This window comes from Natrinema sp. SYSU A 869 (assembly GCF_019879105.1).
GTDB lineage: Archaea > Halobacteriota > Halobacteria > Halobacteriales > Natrialbaceae > Natrinema.
This window is the reverse complement of record NZ_CP082248.1, coordinates 578,346-595,817: the sequence shown is the minus strand read 5'-3', so window position 1 is coordinate 595,817 and position 17,472 is coordinate 578,346. Positions and strand designations below refer to the sequence as shown.

General features: G+C 56.2%; 12 protein-coding genes and 7 pseudogenes. 9 read left to right on the top strand and 10 right to left on the bottom strand.

Features of this window, described 5'->3' with window-relative positions:
• Positions 1-217: 217 nt before the first annotated feature.
• From K6I40_RS06795 to K6I40_RS28185, 4 genes and pseudogenes are all read right to left on the bottom strand, one after another.
• Entirely contained in the window at positions 218-649 is a 432-nt protein-coding gene (locus K6I40_RS06795; protein ID WP_222913891.1) for a universal stress protein, read from the bottom strand.
• Between the two features lie 470 nt (positions 650-1,119).
• Positions 1,120-1,772 (bottom strand): annotated as a pseudogene (locus K6I40_RS06790) (IS6 family transposase).
• Positions 1,773-1,881: 109 nt separating this feature from the next.
• Positions 1,882-2,217, bottom strand: coding sequence for a hypothetical protein (locus K6I40_RS06785; RefSeq protein ID WP_222913889.1), 336 nt, complete (start codon positions 2,215-2,217; stop codon positions 1,882-1,884).
• 463 nt (positions 2,218-2,680) lie between these two features.
• The gene (locus K6I40_RS28185) at positions 2,681-2,893 is read right to left on the bottom strand and encodes a hypothetical protein (RefSeq protein WP_255681495.1); all 213 of its coding nucleotides are present in this window, start codon (positions 2,891-2,893) and stop codon (positions 2,681-2,683) included.
• Positions 2,894-3,127: 234 nt separating this feature from the next.
• Here K6I40_RS28185 and K6I40_RS06775 point away from each other — a divergent pair.
• Positions 3,128-4,091 (top strand): IS630 family transposase gene (locus K6I40_RS06775; RefSeq protein WP_255681494.1). Its coding sequence is split into 2 segments (ribosomal slippage): positions 3,128-3,585 and positions 3,584-4,091, totalling 966 coding nucleotides; the frame shifts between segments, so codons are not numbered across the junction.
• A gap of 621 nt (positions 4,092-4,712) precedes the next feature.
• Positions 4,713-4,987: pseudogene (locus K6I40_RS06770) on the top strand (PadR family transcriptional regulator).
• 1,283 nt (positions 4,988-6,270) lie between these two features.
• On the opposite strand, the pseudogene K6I40_RS06765 reads toward K6I40_RS06770, so the two are convergent.
• Together K6I40_RS06765 and K6I40_RS06760 are read right to left on the bottom strand one after the other, a co-directional pair.
• Positions 6,271-8,549, bottom strand: a pseudogene (locus K6I40_RS06765) (PQQ-dependent sugar dehydrogenase).
• 279 nt (positions 8,550-8,828) lie between these two features.
• Positions 8,829-9,086, bottom strand: a pseudogene (locus K6I40_RS06760) (sodium:calcium antiporter); the annotation flags it as partial.
• 52 nt (positions 9,087-9,138) lie between these two features.
• On the opposite strand from K6I40_RS06760, the pseudogene K6I40_RS28180 reads away from it, so the two are divergent.
• Together K6I40_RS28180 and K6I40_RS06755 are read left to right on the top strand one after the other, a co-directional pair.
• A pseudogene (locus tag K6I40_RS28180) lies at positions 9,139-9,390 on the top strand (amphi-Trp domain-containing protein).
• A 257-nt stretch (positions 9,391-9,647) separates the two neighbouring features.
• A complete protein-coding gene (locus tag K6I40_RS06755) occupies positions 9,648-10,778 on the top strand; it encodes an SMP-30/gluconolactonase/LRE family protein (RefSeq protein WP_222913882.1) in 1,131 nt (376 codons plus the stop codon).
• Positions 10,779-10,846: 68 nt separating this feature from the next.
• On the opposite strand, the pseudogene K6I40_RS06750 reads toward K6I40_RS06755, so the two are convergent.
• Both K6I40_RS06750 and K6I40_RS06745 read right to left on the bottom strand, forming a co-directional pair.
• Positions 10,847-11,011, bottom strand: a pseudogene (locus K6I40_RS06750) (IS5/IS1182 family transposase); the annotation flags it as partial.
• Positions 11,012-11,261: 250 nt separating this feature from the next.
• Complete coding sequence (locus K6I40_RS06745) at positions 11,262-11,780, bottom strand: hypothetical protein (RefSeq protein WP_222913880.1); 519 nt, start codon at positions 11,778-11,780, stop codon at positions 11,262-11,264.
• Between the two features lie 1,042 nt (positions 11,781-12,822).
• Between K6I40_RS06745 and K6I40_RS06740 the strand changes: the two genes are divergently transcribed.
• On the top strand, positions 12,823-13,131 hold the full coding sequence (locus tag K6I40_RS06740; protein WP_222913878.1) for a hypothetical protein: 309 nt from the start codon (positions 12,823-12,825) through the stop codon (positions 13,129-13,131).
• A gap of 355 nt (positions 13,132-13,486) precedes the next feature.
• Positions 13,487-14,347 (top strand): hypothetical protein, encoded by an 861-nt coding sequence (locus tag K6I40_RS06735; protein ID WP_345779379.1) that lies wholly within the window; start codon positions 13,487-13,489, stop codon positions 14,345-14,347.
• Between the two features lie 33 nt (positions 14,348-14,380).
• On the opposite strand, the gene K6I40_RS28955 is transcribed toward K6I40_RS06735, so the two are convergent.
• Positions 14,381-14,560: a hypothetical protein gene (locus K6I40_RS28955; protein ID WP_345779378.1), complete on the bottom strand. Its 180-nt coding sequence runs from the start codon at positions 14,558-14,560 to the stop codon at positions 14,381-14,383.
• Between the two features lie 132 nt (positions 14,561-14,692).
• Between K6I40_RS28955 and K6I40_RS28950 the strand changes: the two are divergent.
• The 3 genes and pseudogenes from K6I40_RS28950 to K6I40_RS06725 all read left to right on the top strand — a co-directional run.
• Positions 14,693-14,851, top strand: a pseudogene (locus tag K6I40_RS28950) (hypothetical protein); the annotation flags it as partial.
• Between the two features lie 102 nt (positions 14,852-14,953).
• The gene (locus K6I40_RS06730) at positions 14,954-16,108 is read left to right on the top strand and encodes a hypothetical protein (RefSeq protein ID WP_345779401.1); all 1,155 of its coding nucleotides are present in this window, start codon (positions 14,954-14,956) and stop codon (positions 16,106-16,108) included.
• A gap of 56 nt (positions 16,109-16,164) precedes the next feature.
• Positions 16,165-16,953 (top strand): DUF1616 domain-containing protein, encoded by a 789-nt coding sequence (locus tag K6I40_RS06725; RefSeq protein WP_222913874.1) that lies wholly within the window; start codon positions 16,165-16,167, stop codon positions 16,951-16,953.
• Positions 16,954-17,068: 115 nt separating this feature from the next.
• Here K6I40_RS06725 and K6I40_RS06720 read toward each other — a convergent pair whose 3' ends face one another.
• Positions 17,069-17,461: a hypothetical protein gene (locus K6I40_RS06720; RefSeq protein WP_222913872.1), complete on the bottom strand. Its 393-nt coding sequence runs from the start codon at positions 17,459-17,461 to the stop codon at positions 17,069-17,071.
• Between the last annotated feature and the right edge of the window lie 11 nt (positions 17,462-17,472).

The following is a 17,472-nucleotide window of genomic DNA, read 5'->3' as shown; positions in this document are numbered from 1 at the left end:
CGCCAGTTTCTTTCTCCTGCTTTATGAGGAGAACAGAGAGGTTCCTTAACAGAAGGGTTATATATAGAATGAAATACAAGATAGTGTAACGATCCCAATGCATAAATTACTTTTACACTATACTAGTATCTAAGATAACTCTGTTCTCTTCGGTGTCGCCCCTTCGGTAGTCGCCATGGACTTTCCCAGGTTGACGGCTCGAGATGCGTCACTTGGCTCACTCGGGACCTGTACCGACGACAACGGGAACCCGTGCATCGAGGAGAACAGCCTGTGTGACGCTGCCAAAGAGCACCTTACCGACAGGACTTCGCTTTCGGCCTGCCATGACGATCGCCGTGGCATCGAGTTCCCGAGCGACGTCGACGATGGTTCCGGCTGGATCTCCATGTTCGCGGCGAACGTTGACCTCGAATCCGGCGTCCTTGAGACCTGCCGCCACCTCTGCAGCTACCGTTGGGAACGTGTCGTCGTAGAAGTCAGCAGACTCGATTGATATCCATTCGGCGGGCTCGACCTCAAACTCCTCGAATACGTTCAAAATGACGAGTTTGATCTCATCGCGATCGAACGGATGTTCGTGAACGGTTCGTTCGATACGCCTCGCTTGCTCTTCGCTTTCGCTTATCGGCACCAGAACCGTTTGCATCGACTGATCATTCTGCTAGCAGTGACTTAAGAGTACGGGTCCAGTATCAGATGCCGATCCGATTTTAGCGAAATTACAAATAATAAATTATATAAATAATCCTTCTTGACTTCCGTTCCCCTTACTTCCAAGTCTGTTAATCATCAGAACTATTTTGGCATCGTGAACGCCACCTCTTCCTATCCCAATATCTGGGATAGGAATGGGATCCAAGTTCATGCTGAATTACAACCATATGTATGTAACTGAAGTGCTTATCACCAGATATACAAATCGAATTATTTTCTGCTAATTCACCAAGTCTCCCAACAGTTGGTCTATGCCTTCCAATATTTAAAACAGATTGAATAAAAATAAATCTATAATACATGTATTTAGGTATATAATATTTACTCTTATCTTCGTCTCCGAATATACGAAATCGTAGATGAGCGACCAAATTGTATAACTGCTATATTGGCACTGTCTAGTCAACGATTCTGCACCTCCTCAACAGGCGTGCGGTTGTTGAGCGCTTGGTTTGGTCGCTGGAAATTATAGTAGTAGACGTAGGCGGCGAGCCAGCGCTGTGCGCTGGCTCTGCCGCCCATCCACGTCTGATGAAATCGGTCGATCCGCATCGCAAGCATTTGGAACCAATTTTCGATCACGTTCCGGTCGACATAGTCGAGGTGACCGCGTAGATCGCACCGCGCGAGCGCGGTCAAATAGCCCATCGTCCACGAGAAACGTCGTCTCCGAGAAACTCGGCGGCTGGGTCCGTTCCTCGCCGTTCTGAGACGACTGTACCGAGCAGCAGCTTCGTCTCGACGTCGATCGCGGCATATAGCCAGTGCTGCTCGGTACCGATTTCAACCGCCGTTTCGTCGACTGCGACCCGCGACGGCTTCGCCGTCGGCGGGTCTGGGGCGGTCTCCGCAGTGCGGTGGACCCACTGCCATACCGCCTGATGTGACCGGGTCACGCCGGACTGCTCCAGCGCAGCGGCCGTCTCACGAAGTGAAATTCCCGTCGAGTGAAGCCGCACCGCGAGCGCTCTGAGGGCGCTCGCGGTGCTCTCGTTGTCCCAACACTCAAGCGGATTCGGTTCCAGAGAGACGGTGAACTGTTCTTGGGCGGCCATAGCATCCGTCTCTAAGAACTGTTCGCTCTTTGGCTAGACAGTACCAACAATGGTTGTCGTTGCTCAAAGCGATGTATCGACAGACGTGGTCGGAAACACGAGGTTCCGCTCACCGCTGACGGGACCGGACGGGAGGCTCGTCGAGATCGGAGCTTTCGTCGCCGTGGCCGACAATGGCTACGCGGAGATGGGACGGGACTTCGCGGACACGGCTCCACATCGCCCGAATCAGTAGGCTGGAGACGACGAGCGCGAGTATCGCCAAGACGGGATTGACGCCGATCCCGGAGGCGAACTCCCAGATCCACAGCAACCCGATCATACCAAAGGCGAACACCGCAGCGACGATGAGTTCGCCAACGAGGCCTCTCGACGAAGAAGGTCTGTTTGGTGGACCGGGTCCTTTGACGGGTCGATACGTGTTCGGATCTTTGTTCGGGATCATCGTCCTCGGAAGAGCTGAGGTCCTCCAGGGCAAAAAATATAATCAGAATTATATTTCTGTAGCAGTTTCTACTGAAATTCGCTTCTGTTCTCCAGTGGGTAGCGTACATATGAGACGCTTCTTGAGCTAACGCTCTTCGCTGTACTTCTGCGGTTTAATTTGAACGAGTAGCACGATCACCAACGATGGCGGTCGAGTCTATCGATTAGAACAGAGAGAGCGGGAGCGTTCAGTGATCAAGAGGAAATCACCCGTGGAACATCTCGAGAGCTGAGTACAGTCGACTTTCCTGGGGGTAGCGGTTGCGCTTCGGGGACAACGGCGACCCTATAGTTTGTACTTGTGACTTGTAGATTAATCAAAAGTAGATTAGGAAACATCCGATTCGCCCGCTAACATGCGGTACGGGGCTCTTACCCCCAGATTTCGGTTCTATAAGCTCTATTCGACTGCATATTTCTGTCTACTCCTCACCGCCCATGCCGACGAGCCACCACTTCGCCCGTGTGAGCACGCCGGCGTTGGCCTTCTGTTTCGCGAGGCTCTGCTCCTCTTTGACGGTGTTGACCAACTCGGTGTGCTCCTCGCACTGCTCCAAGATGAGGCGCTTCTCGCGGTGGGTGCGCTCGATCTCGCGCTCTAATTCCTCGATCTGTTCCTCGTATTCGTTTCGCAAGCGGTCGCACTCGGCTTGTAATTCATCGCGTTCACTTTGTAATTGCTCGTACTCACGCTGTAATTCGTCGCGGTCGGCGAACCACTCACGAATTACCTCGGATTTACTTAGGTCCCGCCGTTCAGCCTCGTCCTCAATTTTCGCTGAACTCAGCTATAGTAACCGTTAAAACTTTCTACTCAGAGATGATTTCTGAAGGTAGTGGATCATCTCGACGAAATCTCTGTCGAGTAATTGCAAGATGCTCTCAACGTGGAGGGAAAGAAGCCGACACAACGGCTCTTAGCGGCAATAGCGTACAAAAACAGCGTTACACAGACTGAACTAGCCGAGTGGTACGACGTTCAGCGACGCACGATCTATAGCTGGCTCAAGCGACTCGACACCGACGAGTCGCTTGAGCAGGCTGTAACTGACGATCATCGATCTGGGAGAAAGCGAAAGCTCTCAGAAAAAGAGCAACAAGAATTCGAAGAAGCTGTCCACGACTCACCCGAAGAAGTTGGGGTTAACGCGCCGGCGTGGACGCCGGCGCTCGTCCAGCAGTATCTCGACGAGACCTACGATGTTGATTACTCAATCCCGAGTTGCCGGCGGTTGCTCAAAGAAGCGAGATTGAGCTATCAAAAACCACGCCGTACAGCCGCTGAAGCTGAGGCTGACGAACAAGAGACGTTCCACGAAGAACTCAAAAAAGCGGCGGGAGATGGACGCCACAGTAGTCTGTATCGATCAAACCAAGAAATCCGTGCAAGTTGAGCCGCGTGCCGCGTGGTTTCCGCGCGGCACGCGGCCGGCCGTCGAATTGTCCGGGCAACGCGACTGGACATGTCTCTTGGGCGCGATCACCGAGGACGGTGATCGCTTTTTCTCTCGGTTCGAAGAGTACGTGACCGCCGAACATGCGAAACATTTCATTCTCGCATTATGCAAAGAGTTCGAAGATAACTTGATCGTCGTGTTGGATGGAGCGCCGTATTTCCAGGCGTCGGCCGTCACGGACCTGGCGGCCCGTGACGACCTCGCCTTCGTCACGTTACCAGCGTATTCACCGGAACTTAATCCAGTCGAAGAGTACTGGAGACAGCTGCAATCAGCTCTTAGCAACCGATTCTTCGACTCACTTTCTGAGCTAACAACAGCGATCGATACCGCTCTTGATCAACTCTCTATTCCTAAAATGAGCAGTTATTTCTAACTCCTACTATAGTGCAACCGTTTCGTGTACACGTAACTCGCCCGCTCCATGCCATCCCGTTGTTCGTAGAACCGGTGGGCGTCTTCGCGCTAGAGCCTCGACGGTAGAGTCTGGTCGTACTTCTTTCTGTCCTGTTAGATATCTTTTATAAACCAAGAGAGGAAGAGAAAACTACAGCAGAGACGATTCGTTTAGTGGGCATCGGTAGCGTACTTTTCTGACCTGGCAGCAAGAATGAAGATTGGTTTCTGAGATTTTACTCTTCAACCTCTGATTTGTGGCCATAACACACCCACCCCGACGCCGTACCCCTGTTCAACAGAGCAGGACAAACGTGTACTCGGTGACGCGGCGGGAAAACGGGAAATGGAAGTCCGACACGATTGGGAAGCAGAGTATGTTTCAGATTTCTTCGAAAGTGGAGAAACTGTAGTGGACTCTACTGGGGTATTCCGTGGGAATAGGTCTGATTCTCTCCGCGAAGGGACCCAGAGAAGAGGTTGGTCAAGCCGTTTAGATAACGACAGATTAAAATCTTCCACATTTTATTTTCATATCATACAAACATAGAACCAACCATGAAAAGAAATTAAATACATATTCGTTGAATACTCACATGGAATGGACGACCTCACCGGCTTCCAACGAGACCTCTTGTACGTGATCACCGGCGCCGACCAACCGTCCGGCCAAGACGTTAAAGAGGAAATCGAACAGTATTATGAGAGCGAGCTCAATCACGGCCGGCTATATCCTAATCTCGATACGCTCGTCAACAAAGAGCTCGTCGAGAAGGGCGAACCGACAGACGAACGAACTACTACGCCATCAGTGGCGCAGGGGAGGAAGCAATCCAGGAGCGACGGGAATGGGAAAGCCAATACGCCGAGGTATGAAAGGGATCACATTCGGCCGCTTGACACGGTCACGTACTCGGCACTGTCTAGATAAGAGAACCGCAATAAAGGGAGGTGATGAAGTGACGGTATCGGCTGTGAAACTACCATATTGGATCTGACAGAGGTGGACTCTGTTCCACGAGCAGCGATAATTCGGCTGCTTCAGCAAATTTCTCATAAGCAGTGACAATATCAGATCTCACCGAGAATGCTGCGGCAGGCTCTGAAACACTTCTATACGTCGGAATCGAGTAACTAGACAGTGCCAACGCATGGAAGTTGAGAATAATCTGATAAGTTTCATCACAATCATTGGCAAGGGAGTTCCATCGAACTACGAAATTAGCGTCAACGGCACCATCGAGATGATAGACGACGATCCACTCGAGGAAGCAGGCACTGTCTAGTTACGCAATTCTGGCATAGAACGGCATTGTAGCGGCTGTTATGGCTTCAGTGCTGATCCCAGTGATTGTTTCACCTCGTGAGATATGTGTTGAGGTAGCCGAATTTCTGCCGTTTGTAGAATAGAGTCCCGTTATATCAGATTCTCCATGTGGTTTTACAGTCGACATCGCAACGCCACCGTCTTCGAGTCTTGCGGTTTTTCGTATCTAGACAGTGCCAGGAAGCAACGATTGTCTCGGAGCATGCAGCAGAGGGCACGATCGAGACTGGCGTGAAGCGGTTTCGGTTCTCCGGCCAGATGGCGAACGTGGACCTTGTTGATTGGAACGGCGTCACTGCGCCAGAATCGCCGAGCACACCACACGTTCGCATTGATTACGGCGTTCCTGGCCGGAACGAGAGCAATTCACCGGCGACACGATCACCCTCACCGAACTGTTGGGACGGTTCTATTGAATCCGCCGACAGCGTCGAGCTAAGTCGTGAGAACGATTGAATTGAACGGCTCTGGTGAATCACTAGACGACGGCGACCTTCAGTGAGAAACCACGTCGCTCCAGGCGTCACTCTGGAAAGATTTTGACGACAACCTCGACGAATTCGGCGTTGATGAAGCGGTTGGACGCTCTCGCAAAACAGCAAGACACTCAAACCCGACGCAGTACGGCGATTCACCAGAGCCGAACAAAGGGAACAATACGTCGCAATGCCAGGCGGGGGCGGAAATCACGTCGACGAAGAGGGCAACACGATCGCCGTCTTCTCGCTCGAGGAATAGCACCGTCGAACCGCCGTTAGAAATTTTTTGAGTCGACGCGACGACCGGTAGTCGCCAGACCGTTTCCGTACGTCGAGAACAGGAGTTTCGACGCTCACTCCTCGCTCGTTTCGTTTCCGGCAGCTGTTTCGTTCCCGCCGGCCGTCTCGTTTCCGCCAGTCGTTTCGTTACCGACACCTGCTTCGTCGCCGGTCTCCGTCTCGTCTTCCATTTCGCCACCGTCACCGTTCTCGGCCGGCACGAGCCGGTGAACCGCCCCATCGCCCTCGACCGTTGACGTACTGGTAGTGAGAACGTATATCTCGCCGTCGGAATCTTCGCCGAAGGCGTAGACGAATCCGGTCGGACGGCCGTTTTCTGCGGCCTCGCCCTCGAGCTGGATCTGTTCGATGGGCCACAGTCCGTCCTGGCCGAGTTCCTGTTCGTTCCCCCTTCGGCTCCATTGCCGCCCTCGGTCTCGTTGCCGACGGTCGTTTCATTTCCAGCGGTCGTTTCGTTGCCGGCAGCCGTCTCGTTGCCGGCAGTCGTTTCATTTCCAGCAGCCGTTTCGTTGCCACCGTCTCCGTCGCCCGTCGGCGGATCAAGGGACATGTCCTCTAAGTTGTCGCCACCGCCGGCGTCCTGCCAGCCGTCTGGCGGCCGGGCGAGGAAGACGGTGCCGGGACTCTCCTGGCCGTCTACGCTCCAGTCGCCGAAGATGTACGTTCCTTTGAGATCGCTGATCTCGCCACCCTCATAGAGGTGACCGCCGGTGATTGAGACGCCTATCTGGCCGTCACTGACGCCCTCGCCGCCGGTTCCGCCGTCTTCGGTCGTGTTATCGGCACCGTCACCGTCAGTCTCGGTCATATTGCCGGTGGCGTTGGCGTCAGTCTCGGTCATATTGCCGCCATCACCACCATCGCCACCGCCGCCGTTACCACCTTCATTGTCGGACTCGAGGATCCCGACTTCGTGTGGATACTCGATTACCGGATCGAGCAAAGGTTCGCCGCCTCTGACGTCGTCCGGGGTACTATCCGGACACTCTTCGGGCGGTTCCGTCGGTGAATCCGTGCTGAAACAGTGGGTGCCCTCCTTGACGTTCCAGCTGTAATTGCCGCCGGGCTGGACGTAGTTGACGCTCTCGAAGAGCTCCTGACCGACATCGGCGGCGAGGAGCTGGCCGTCGTCGGTGAAGGACATTCCCCACGGGTTTCGAAAGCCCCAGGCGTAGTGTTCGGCGAGTTGGCCGTCCATATCGACCAGGGGATTGTCGTCGGGGATCCCGTACGGCTGATCCTCCGACTCCGAGTCTACGTCGAGTCGCAGGATCGCTCCGAGGAGGTTCTCCGCGGTGTCCTGACCGTTGCCGCCATCGTTCTCGTCGTACCAGTCGTCGACGTGACCCGTGCCGACGTCGTTTCCGCCGCCGCCGTCGCCGGTTCCCACGTAGAGGTAGCCGTCGGGGCCGAAGAGGATATTGCCTGAGTTGTGATTGAACTGCGGTTCCGGTATCTCGAGGATCGTCCGTTCGGAGTCGGGATCGGCCGTCGAGTTGTCGTCGTCCGCCGTCTGGAACTCTGAGAGGACGAACGTGTGATCGTACTCCTCCGGCGTGTCATCCTGCGCCGGTGCACTGTAGCGGACGAAGAACCGACCGTTCTCCGAGAACTCGGGGTGGAACGCGAGGCCGAGCAGTCCGCGTTCGTCGAACTCCATGAACTCGACGAGCTGATCGGAGACGTCGAGGAACGGCTCCTCCTGCAGCCCGTCCTGGTTGTGGACGTAAATATAGCCCGTCTGGTCGACGATGAACCGGCGATCGGTCTCTTCGTCGGCCGTTTCGAGGCCGAGCGGCGCGGTCAGTCCCTCGGCGACCGTCTCGAGGCCGACGGTCGGTCCGTCGCCGATGAGTTGTCCGGCCGCATCGGTTCCGTCACCGCCATTGCCGCCGTCGCCGCTGACGAATTCAATGTCACCGCGCATGGAGTTCGGGTGGGGACCACAGTAGTACTCAGCCATGCCTTCTTCGGCGGTGAATTCGACTGTCTGCGTCTCGCCCGTCGACGAGATAATCTCCGTCGACAGGAACTGTTCGTCGCCCTCTTCGGTCTCGATGTTGAAGTTGTGGGGTGCGCCGTCGAGGTTCTCCCAGGTGAGTGTGTACTCTTCACCCTGGACCAGCTGGAGAGTCGGATTCTGTTCATCTGCGATGGCATCGGGTGACTGCCCGACCCAGCCGCTTATCCGACCGCCGAATTCGAGCTCATTGGCGATGCCGTCTTCCTGCGCCACAACCGTGGATACGAGGCCTGCGGTCGTGAGTACTGCGGATGACTGGAGAACAGTCCGCCTTGAAATCGTCTTTTCGGCGTCGTCGTTCCGTGTCATAGTATTCCAGTACGCCGTGTCGGATCACGGTACGTTTCCTAACGCGAATCCGCCCGCGTACTGGATAGCGTGGTATCCACATATCGCAATAAACTGACTCGATCGTTCCCCGCTCAAGATCGACTTGTTCGATAGCCGAGCGGACAATCTTCAGTTAGTACGTCCTAAGACTATTTTTCCGCACGGATTCTCGATCCGTCCTCCTCGAGTCTGCCTCCTCGAGCCAGCGAGACCGAGTTCCATCGGCGAACCGACTCGAGACGAGACCGCATTCGTCGGCTACATGTAGTTTACGTCCCAGTAGACGGCGTAGAGTCCGATCAGGACGATACCGCCGGTCCGAGTGGCGCGGCCCCGCGTGAGCATGACGGTCACGACGAGCATGCAACTCACGAGAAACAGCCAGTGAACCGTCAGGACGTTCTCGCCTGTCCCGATCGGATGGAGCAACGCGATGAGCCCGACGTTCGCCGTCGTGTAGAAGGCTGTGCTCCCAACGACGTTCCCGACGGCGAGTTCCGGTCGGTTCCGTCGGACTATGAGCGACCGAGTCAACTTCCCCAACAACAGAACCAGCGACTGACGGACGATCACGAGCGGCTTCTTCGAACAGGAGGTGTACCTCTCCCACGAGGATACGGCGGCGTTCCTTCATGACCTCGCCGATCAGCTCGAGGCCGGATCGTCGTTTACGATCTCCGTGTCGGAGTAGGAGATCCCCTTCGACTACAGCGATCCCGTCGAAGTCGAGATCGAGTTTGCCGAACAACGAGAGCGGGAACTCGAGATCGAACTCGAGTTTACGGAGCCGACGGGAGGCGACGGGATGTCGGTTCGATAGGCGGTGCCGGCAACTGTCGGTTCGGCAGACGGATACCGGTAGCTGTCGGTTCGGCAGACGAGTGCCGTCGCCCGTCGACCTGAGACACCGTCGGTACCCGTGCACACTGCACCGCTGCAGCGTGGGTCGGCATAATGAGTTGTGGACACGGACCAACACGAATTGTCACCCGTGAAACTCGCAATAACCGGCCGATTTGTCGGGAAACGATTAAGTAATTTACACGATATCGGCTGGTCGGTCCCGCCGTCGTAGCAATGACTATTGACAACGCAGCTGAGACGACGACCGGAACCGCCTCTCGAGCGCGTGCATCCCGACGGTCCGTTCTGGGGAGCATTGCCACGGCGGGCGCGCTCGCGGGTCTCCCCACTGGCGCATTCGGACTGCAAGACGACGCGGCGGGCGACCTCGAGGCGGTGGCCGAATTCGAGCCGCCCGCCCTCCCGGAGAATCTCGCGGTCGACGAGCAGGGTACCGTCTACCTGAGTATGGGGCCGTCCGGCGAGATCCGTGCCGTCGATTCCGAAGGGAATCAGTCGTCGGTCGCAACGCTCGAGACCGGCGATCAGGGACTACTACTCGGCATTACCGTCCTCGACGGTGCGCTCTACGCCGCGAACGGGTCGGGCCAGCAGGAGACGCACGGTATCTGGCGCGTCGATCCGGAGGATGGCGAGTCCGAGCGGATCGCGTCGCTGTCGCCCGACGAACCGATGCCGAACGGGATCGTCCCCGATCCCACGACGTCGGACGCGCTGCTCGTCTCCGATCACCTCGGCGGCGCGATCTGGCGCGTGACGACCGACGGCGAGGCCACGCCGTGGGTTTCGGATTCGTCGCTCGAGCCGGATATGGACGCCCAGACGCCGGTCGGCGCTGACGGGCTGGCCGCCCATCCGGACGGCGACGTCTACGTCGGCAATCTCAACGCGGGATCGGTCATGCGAGTCCCGGTCGCGGACGACGGGAGCGCCGGACAGGTAGAACAGGTCGTCCAGGACGAGGGCCTGGTCGGCGCGGATGGAATGACGATCGACGAGGACGGGTCCCTGTACGTCGCGGTGAACGCTGCGAACGAGGTCATCCGCGTGACGGACGATCAGAAGATCGAGACGTTCACCAGCGGCGACCCCCTCGATTTCCCCGCGGACGTCCACTTCGGCACTACCAAGGAAACCGCGACGTCGCTGTACATCGCGAACTTCGCCTACGGGACCTTCCTCGAGGACGAGGCGGCCGCCGACCCGAGCCTCGCGAGAGTCGACATCGGAACGGCCGGTTACTTCCCGGAGACCGTCGGCGAAACGTCCGATACGGCCGGCGAAGACGGCGCTGACGACGATCGGACTGGAGACGACGCGAACGAGACTGCCGACGACGGGTGACTTCGCGAACGCGCTCGAGCAGCGTTCGATCGAAACGGCTGTGTTGAATCGCCATAAGGCGGTGGAATTTACTGTTTTACGGCTCGTTTGATGTTATAGACGACACACCTCAGTGCAATTTCTCGGAACTCATGGAACCAAGACCGCGCTTGCACGGCGAAGCCGAGCAAGCGCTTAACAGCCGAGTTCACGGTTTCGGTCAGAGAGCGCTGATTGTAGCGATGTTCGTCGATTATGGGGGTGACAAGTTGGAAAGAGTCTTGCGGGGCTCCCACGTCCGACTGGCGTTGGAGCTCCCATCGCGTTCGCGCCGGTCGGAAGGACCTACGCAATCCCACCACCACGGTCGGGTGTTCTCATCCCGACCGCACTTCAACACTACGTAGCGGCGGCGCTCGATCTTGATCTGGCTACCCAGAGTAGTAGAGAACAACGCCAGCAGAACCCGACGGTGCTTAAGCGAGCGCGTCAGATCTGCTCGCCTTACTCAGTGGCCTCATTGATCATCCACAATCTTTCTTGGGTGATCGATCTGTCTTCACCGATTACCCAGACTATGATAGGGCACCTATCACACACTCTCTCAAGTGATAGTGATGCGGTGTCTTCACTTCCACACACGTCGGTCACATCGAGGATATCGTCCGCATGCCCAAGCCACCAGACAACGCGGTCGAGGTCTCCATTGGGATCGGTCACAGTTAGCTCGAGATCGGTCTCTTCATCGCGACCGATTTCAAGCGACTTATCGGCCGGCTGGGCCTTTTCGATGGACGGTGCTGCGGCTCCATCTGGGGACACATGGACCATCCAAGTTGCTCGAGAGTCCTTGTTGTCACCGTCAACAACTGCAGCCACCTCATAGGTTCCCTCCGACTCGAAGGTCTGGTACCAACATTCTGCTCCTTGATGGCTGTAGTACGCGCTATACCAGGGCCCCAGTGAGCGCCCGTTAAGCTCTCCATCGACAAACCACTGTGTTCCGCCACTAGACTCTCCCACTACATCTGAGTCTATTTCAAACAGGACAGATGTGCCTGGCTGAATAGCGATCTCTCGAGCGGGCACTGTCTAGTTACTCGATTGCGACGTACAGGAGCGTTTCAGAGCCTGTTACAGCGTAACGGTGGGATCCGTGATTGTCACTGGTTATGGGAAGTTTGCTGAAGCAGCCGACTTATCGCTGCTCATAGAACAGAGTCCGCCTATGTCAGATCCAATATGGTAGTTTTACAGTCGGTATCGTCACTTCATCACCTCCCTGTATTGCGGTTTCTCTTATCTAGACAGTGTCCTCGAGCGGGATTTGTCTGCGTGGCATCCAGTTTCGATCCTTCCTGGTCCGTCTTCGTCTCTACCTCGCCAGCGCTTACATTTCCAACTCCGAATGAGAGTATACCCACTGTAGCGACGCTGCTAGAGAGGTATGATCGCCGGTCGAGAGTTGCTTTATCTGGTTGGTTGCCGTCCATGGCAGCTCGAAACAGAAGAAGTATATACTTGAGTATAAGCAACTGGACAATAGCCTCTAGTTCTTCATATAGACCATTACAACTGGCAGAAAATCCTCATGAATAGTTTCTATCATATAAATTAGTAGCAGATCTATATCTTGACTTCTGTGAATGATCGGCTCTGATCGTTCTGATGTCCCGAAACCGGCGGGAAATCAGCTTGTTTGATAAGACAAACAGTCAGGCCAGCACAACAAGTGAATGTTTTAACGAATATCGTAATCAATACTCGCCGTCGAGCGCCCCCGTTGTTGGTTAACGTCGGTAGAGCCCCCATAGCGTGGGGATTCGAGGGAACTGAGTTCTGGTAACAGGTCGCGACTGTCTTGACGGTCTGGGTCGAGGGCCGATTCGATGTGATCCGATTTAATCCGACATGATTTTACATTATCTAGCATGATCCGATATGATCCGGTACAATCCGCTGTGAGCCGTTCTGAGCGACGTGGGTAATTCAACGTCCGATCACACAACCGTCTCGTGTGGCCACATGTCCGCCGCTCCGTTGCCGCTGGGGCGACGGAGGCCACGTGTTCGCCAGGGCGCCGCAGTGCGTCGCTTTCGACTTCATACACGTATTCGTGTATGCTGACCTCGTCGGGAACAAGCGGGTGGTCACGGAGGAGCTTGATCTGTGCCTGACAGGCCTCGTCGACATCGTCAGTCATCCGCACCAGTCAGCGATCGATGCGTCGCCAATGGTTAGGGTCGGGGAGTGCCAGATCAAACGGCACATCGTCGAGTCCGTCACCTGCAGCCGCTTCGAGCCTTTCGACGACGGCTTTGTCGGAAAGAGACTATACGAGATTCTTGAAGTCGATAATCATTTAGATGAATAAAAAGATATGTTTTATAGATCCGTAATGGCTAGTCCTATATAGATACATACATATAGTGGTGATCACCGATTTCTCTTTCATTCAATACGCAGATGTAGTGAACGGATAGTTCGGTCCAGATGATGTGAAAGGAACGCTGTGCGGATCGTTCTATAGTACTCACGTTATAAATTGAAATATATTCACATGTTCCAGTATTAAATATAGTACATACAAATTGGATGTGGAAACTACTATTGTGTAAGACGTGTCAGCTAGATGCTGGGGGAGGAAGATGGCATACGGTAACAACCCACAACAGCAGTATAGCCATGGAACAGTAAGCGATATCGACCACCAACGATTCAGGGAAACGTTGGGGCTTCCCACTACCGACGTTCCGGAACGCCCTATCTTAACCGATCTACAGTCGGAAGTGATCGGCGAACAAACAGACGAGTTAGCCGAGATAGGTCAGACGGTCAAAGACGAACTGTCCGAACCTCTCGATGCGACGCTGATTGGCGCGGAACTGTCGGACCTTGCCGATGAGATGGAGCGGGTCCCGGACCTTCGGGAGATTGGCGTTCCCGAGTACGGCGAGGCACCGTATATGGAGTTGACGCCGGCGGCCTGGCGGATCGAGGAGCATCTTTCAAAAGCCGGTTTCTTCGCGAGCGCCGAGGACAACCTCCCGGCGTTCACACCCGAACACATCAAGCAGACTACGAGACAGCTACTGAGAATGGAGTCGCTGGCCGAGACGCTGTCCAAGCTCGGGTTCTCTGACGGCGAACAACTGGCCCTCGTGACGAATATCGTGAACACGAGCGACCAGTTGTCATGGTGGGAGACCACGAACGATTATCCGCCAGTCGAATCGGAGGACGGCTACGAGGAAGGTGTCGTCCACGAGTACGTCTCACCATTGCACAAGCGTGCGATGGAGGGGGCGCTGCTATGGATCGATGGGCTGGACTGGTGGATCTGGCAGAATGAGGTGCTGATCACGGGGGAGATGATTGATCGGGCAGTCTGGGATGTCAAGTCGATGCTCGCCGGCGTCTACCTGCTGGGTGATGCGGCCGAACGCGTTGCGGAGGAGACGATCAGCGACGAGAATCTGACGACGCTGATTACGGCGAGCACTGCGATTATGATCATTGGTCAGGAGTTCCTCGTGGACGACATCGTCTGGATCGCTGACGATCGAAAGCCCAGAGCAGAGGAGGTGTGAGTACATGAACCGCATGCTACAGGAACCGGACAGTCATCTGGGGATGTTGAAGTCATCCGTGACGGTCCGTTCGACGAGAAGCCCGGTGAATCGGAGATCGAACAGCACGACACCGCCGTAATTCCCGAGGTCGATATCACCGAGGAAGACCTCGTCGAGACGAGCGAGCGAGAGGACAACTGGCTTGTGTGGGGTGGCGGATACGAGAGCCAACGCCACTATCCAAGCGATGCGATCTCGCCGGACAACATCGATGACCTCGAAATCGAGTACCAGTTCGAGTTTCTGACCGAAGACCACGATTTCCAAGGGTCGCCGATCATCGTGCACGGTGATCCGCCGATCATGTATATCACGTTCGGACCAGATCACCTCTATACGATGAACGCCCGAAACGGCGACGTCCTCTGGAGTCATATCTACCGCCCGGCCGTGGGAACGGCGGATGAAAGTCCATCGGCCGAACGGGGAGTCGCCGTATTGGGTGATACAGTGTACAAGAGCACGCTCGACCTGGGCGTTCTGGCGATTGACCGCTATACCGGTGAGGAGCGGTGGTACTACAACGGCGCCTGTGCTTACCGCGATGAGCCGGCCGACGGTCTGATGCACGAGGACCTCCAGTGGGAGCGCTCGCGGGGGTCGACCTCATCGTGGCCACCGCTGATCTACAACGGCAAGTTGATGAAGGGGAGCTTTGGCGGCGAGTTCGGCGTCAGTGGTTTCTTCGATGCGATCAACCTCGACGGCGAGCCTGAGTGGCGAGTCAACATGACGCCGGCGGACCAGTGGGTCGGCGAGTCCTGGAAGCACGGCGGCGGTACTGCTTGGGCCGCGGGCGCTATCGATCCCGAGAACGAGATCGTGATCGTTCCGTCCGCGAACCCCGGACCGTGGTACGGTACCCCGCGTCCAGGCTGGAATCAGTACTCCGGCGGCAAGGTGGCGGTCGATATCGAGACGGGTGAGTACCGATGGCACTACCAAGACGCACCCCACGAATGGTGGGACTACGACTCGCCGAGTGCACCGCTGGTCTATACCGCGGAAGTGGACGGTGAGGAGCGACGTCTGGTTTCGTGGGCGCCAAAGACCGGCTGGGTCCACACGGTAGATGCTGAAACCGGTGAACTCGTCCAGCGGAGTGAAGAATATATTGATCACCTCAATATGTGGTCCCTGCCGCCTAAGGACGATCTAGAAAGTTCCCCGTGGATCATTCCGGGTACCAGCGGAGGGACTAACCGTGAGCCCAGCTCGTACGATCCGGAGAGTCGGACGATAATCGTCAAAGGGACTAGTCAACCTCACCACTTCAGCTGGACTGAAACGGAGTACCAACCCGGTGGGCGTTACCTCGGAATGACGACGGAAGGGATTCGTAGTCCAGAAGATCTCGAAGCATACGACCAAGACGAGATACCTGATGAGTGGGGTGGTAATTTCGGTAATACCACGGCCATTGATCCGGTTACCGGCGAAGTCAAGTGGCAAGATTGGATCTCTGATGCCAGATCGTACAGTGGCTCGCTCACGACGGCGGGAGGTGTGACGCTCACCGGTCATTCCAACGGTGAAGTTGTTGTGTACGATACCGAGACGGGCGATCGTCTGGTTACCGACGATGTTGGCGTGGGTGTGGACAGTGGGCCGATCGCTTGGCACGATCCACACGAAGAAAAACACTACATGATGATCAATGCAGGTGGCCGACGTGCCGAGCCAGGAAACGTGATCAGCGTCTACTCACTTGACGCCTAAGGACCATGCAACAGAACGAATCAAACGACATAGCACGGAAGGTATCGAGACGAACGGTGCTCCAGAGCACGGCGGTAGGGACCTTGTTGATCGGGGCGGGCGGCAAAGTCACCGCCCAGGAGACAAACGAGGAGGACGAACTCCGCGCCGCTGTCTCCTTCAACGATCAGGCAACCGACGGAACGAGCGTGGTAATCGACACGGTAACGCTGCTGGATGGCGGCTTTGTCTCCGTTCAGGATCCCACGGCAGCGCATGATCCCGATCCCTGGTTAGTCGAAGGTGAGACCATGCCCACGCTGGAAGAGTTTTTCTCAACGACGGTCCTTGGTTCCTCGGAGCGCCTCGAACCTGGCATCCACGACGATGTCGAGATCGAATTCGACACCCCACCCGAAGAATCGCGGCAGCTTCTGGTGATGGCCCACCGCGATACGACCGACGACGAGGCGTTCGACTACGCCGACGAGTTAGGCGAAGAAGATGACGGCTACCCCACCGGTGTCGACGTCAATCGCGTCGTCGACGACGGAGCGGTGGAACTCGAAGAAGATGACGAGACCGCCGGGGTCTTTGAGGTCGAGGCGCCCGAGGAGGTCGACGCAGGCGAACCCGTTGAGATCATCGTCTCTGTCACGAACGACACTGAGGAAGATTTCGATAGTGATCTAGTAATTGGGTTCGGCAACGAGACCGGATCCAGTTCCTTCACTGTCGCTGCCGGTGAGACCGAAACCGTCATGGGCACCTTCGAAACCGACGACCTTGGGGGCGAGGAAGTCGACTGGTTGGTCACTGACTACGGTGAGAGAGTCGACGCGGGCACCATCACAGTCCAAGAGTAAGCGGGCTGAACCCGCGCTTTTGGCGGTGACGAGATGATGCTTTTTCGCTCTTCGGTAATCTAGCGGAGGACATTGACGGCGATGCAATCGACGAGGCCGTGAATCGGTGCACCAGTTAGGTCCAGTGCTCTTCGGTTCGAGGATGGGACTCTTCATAGCTGTGGGTTCTGGGATTTCGGACCGTCCGGAGGACGCGCCAGAACACCCGTGGTCGAAACCAAGTGGACGGCGGCTGTTGCAACGAGATGACCGGAAACACTGCGTCCGAGAGCCGTCGATCGGTGTGGGCACGACGGAACAGCCGGTTCAGATACCACTCGAGGACGGCCGACGCCGGACCGTCGGAGCCGTCGGTCTCCGGGTACTGCAGGTCGCCGTCGATTGCCTGCTCCCAGACGATCTCGACGACCGTCGCGGCACGGTCGAAAAACCGGTCCGACAGATCCGTGCGTCCTCCCACCGCGAGCGCGTGATGCAGCGTGAGTGCCTTTAGCGCGGCAGCTGACATTCCCTGGCCGT

What these genes read in the sequence shown, in the direction of transcription:
- K6I40_RS06755 (WP_222913882.1), top strand. Translation starts at nt 9,648, where the DNA reads ATGACTATTGACAACGCAGCTGAGACGACGACCGGAACCGCCTCTCGA.
- K6I40_RS06720 (WP_222913872.1), bottom strand. Translation starts at nt 17,461, where the DNA reads ATGTCAGCTGCCGCGCTAAAGGCACTCACGCTGCATCACGCGCTCGCG.
- K6I40_RS06730 (WP_345779401.1), top strand. Translation starts at nt 14,954, where the DNA reads ATGCACGAGGACCTCCAGTGGGAGCGCTCGCGGGGGTCGACCTCATCG.
- K6I40_RS06785 (WP_222913889.1), bottom strand. Translation starts at nt 2,217, where the DNA reads ATGATCCCGAACAAAGATCCGAACACGTATCGACCCGTCAAAGGACCC.
- K6I40_RS06795 (WP_222913891.1), bottom strand. Translation starts at nt 649, where the DNA reads ATGCAAACGGTTCTGGTGCCGATAAGCGAAAGCGAAGAGCAAGCGAGG.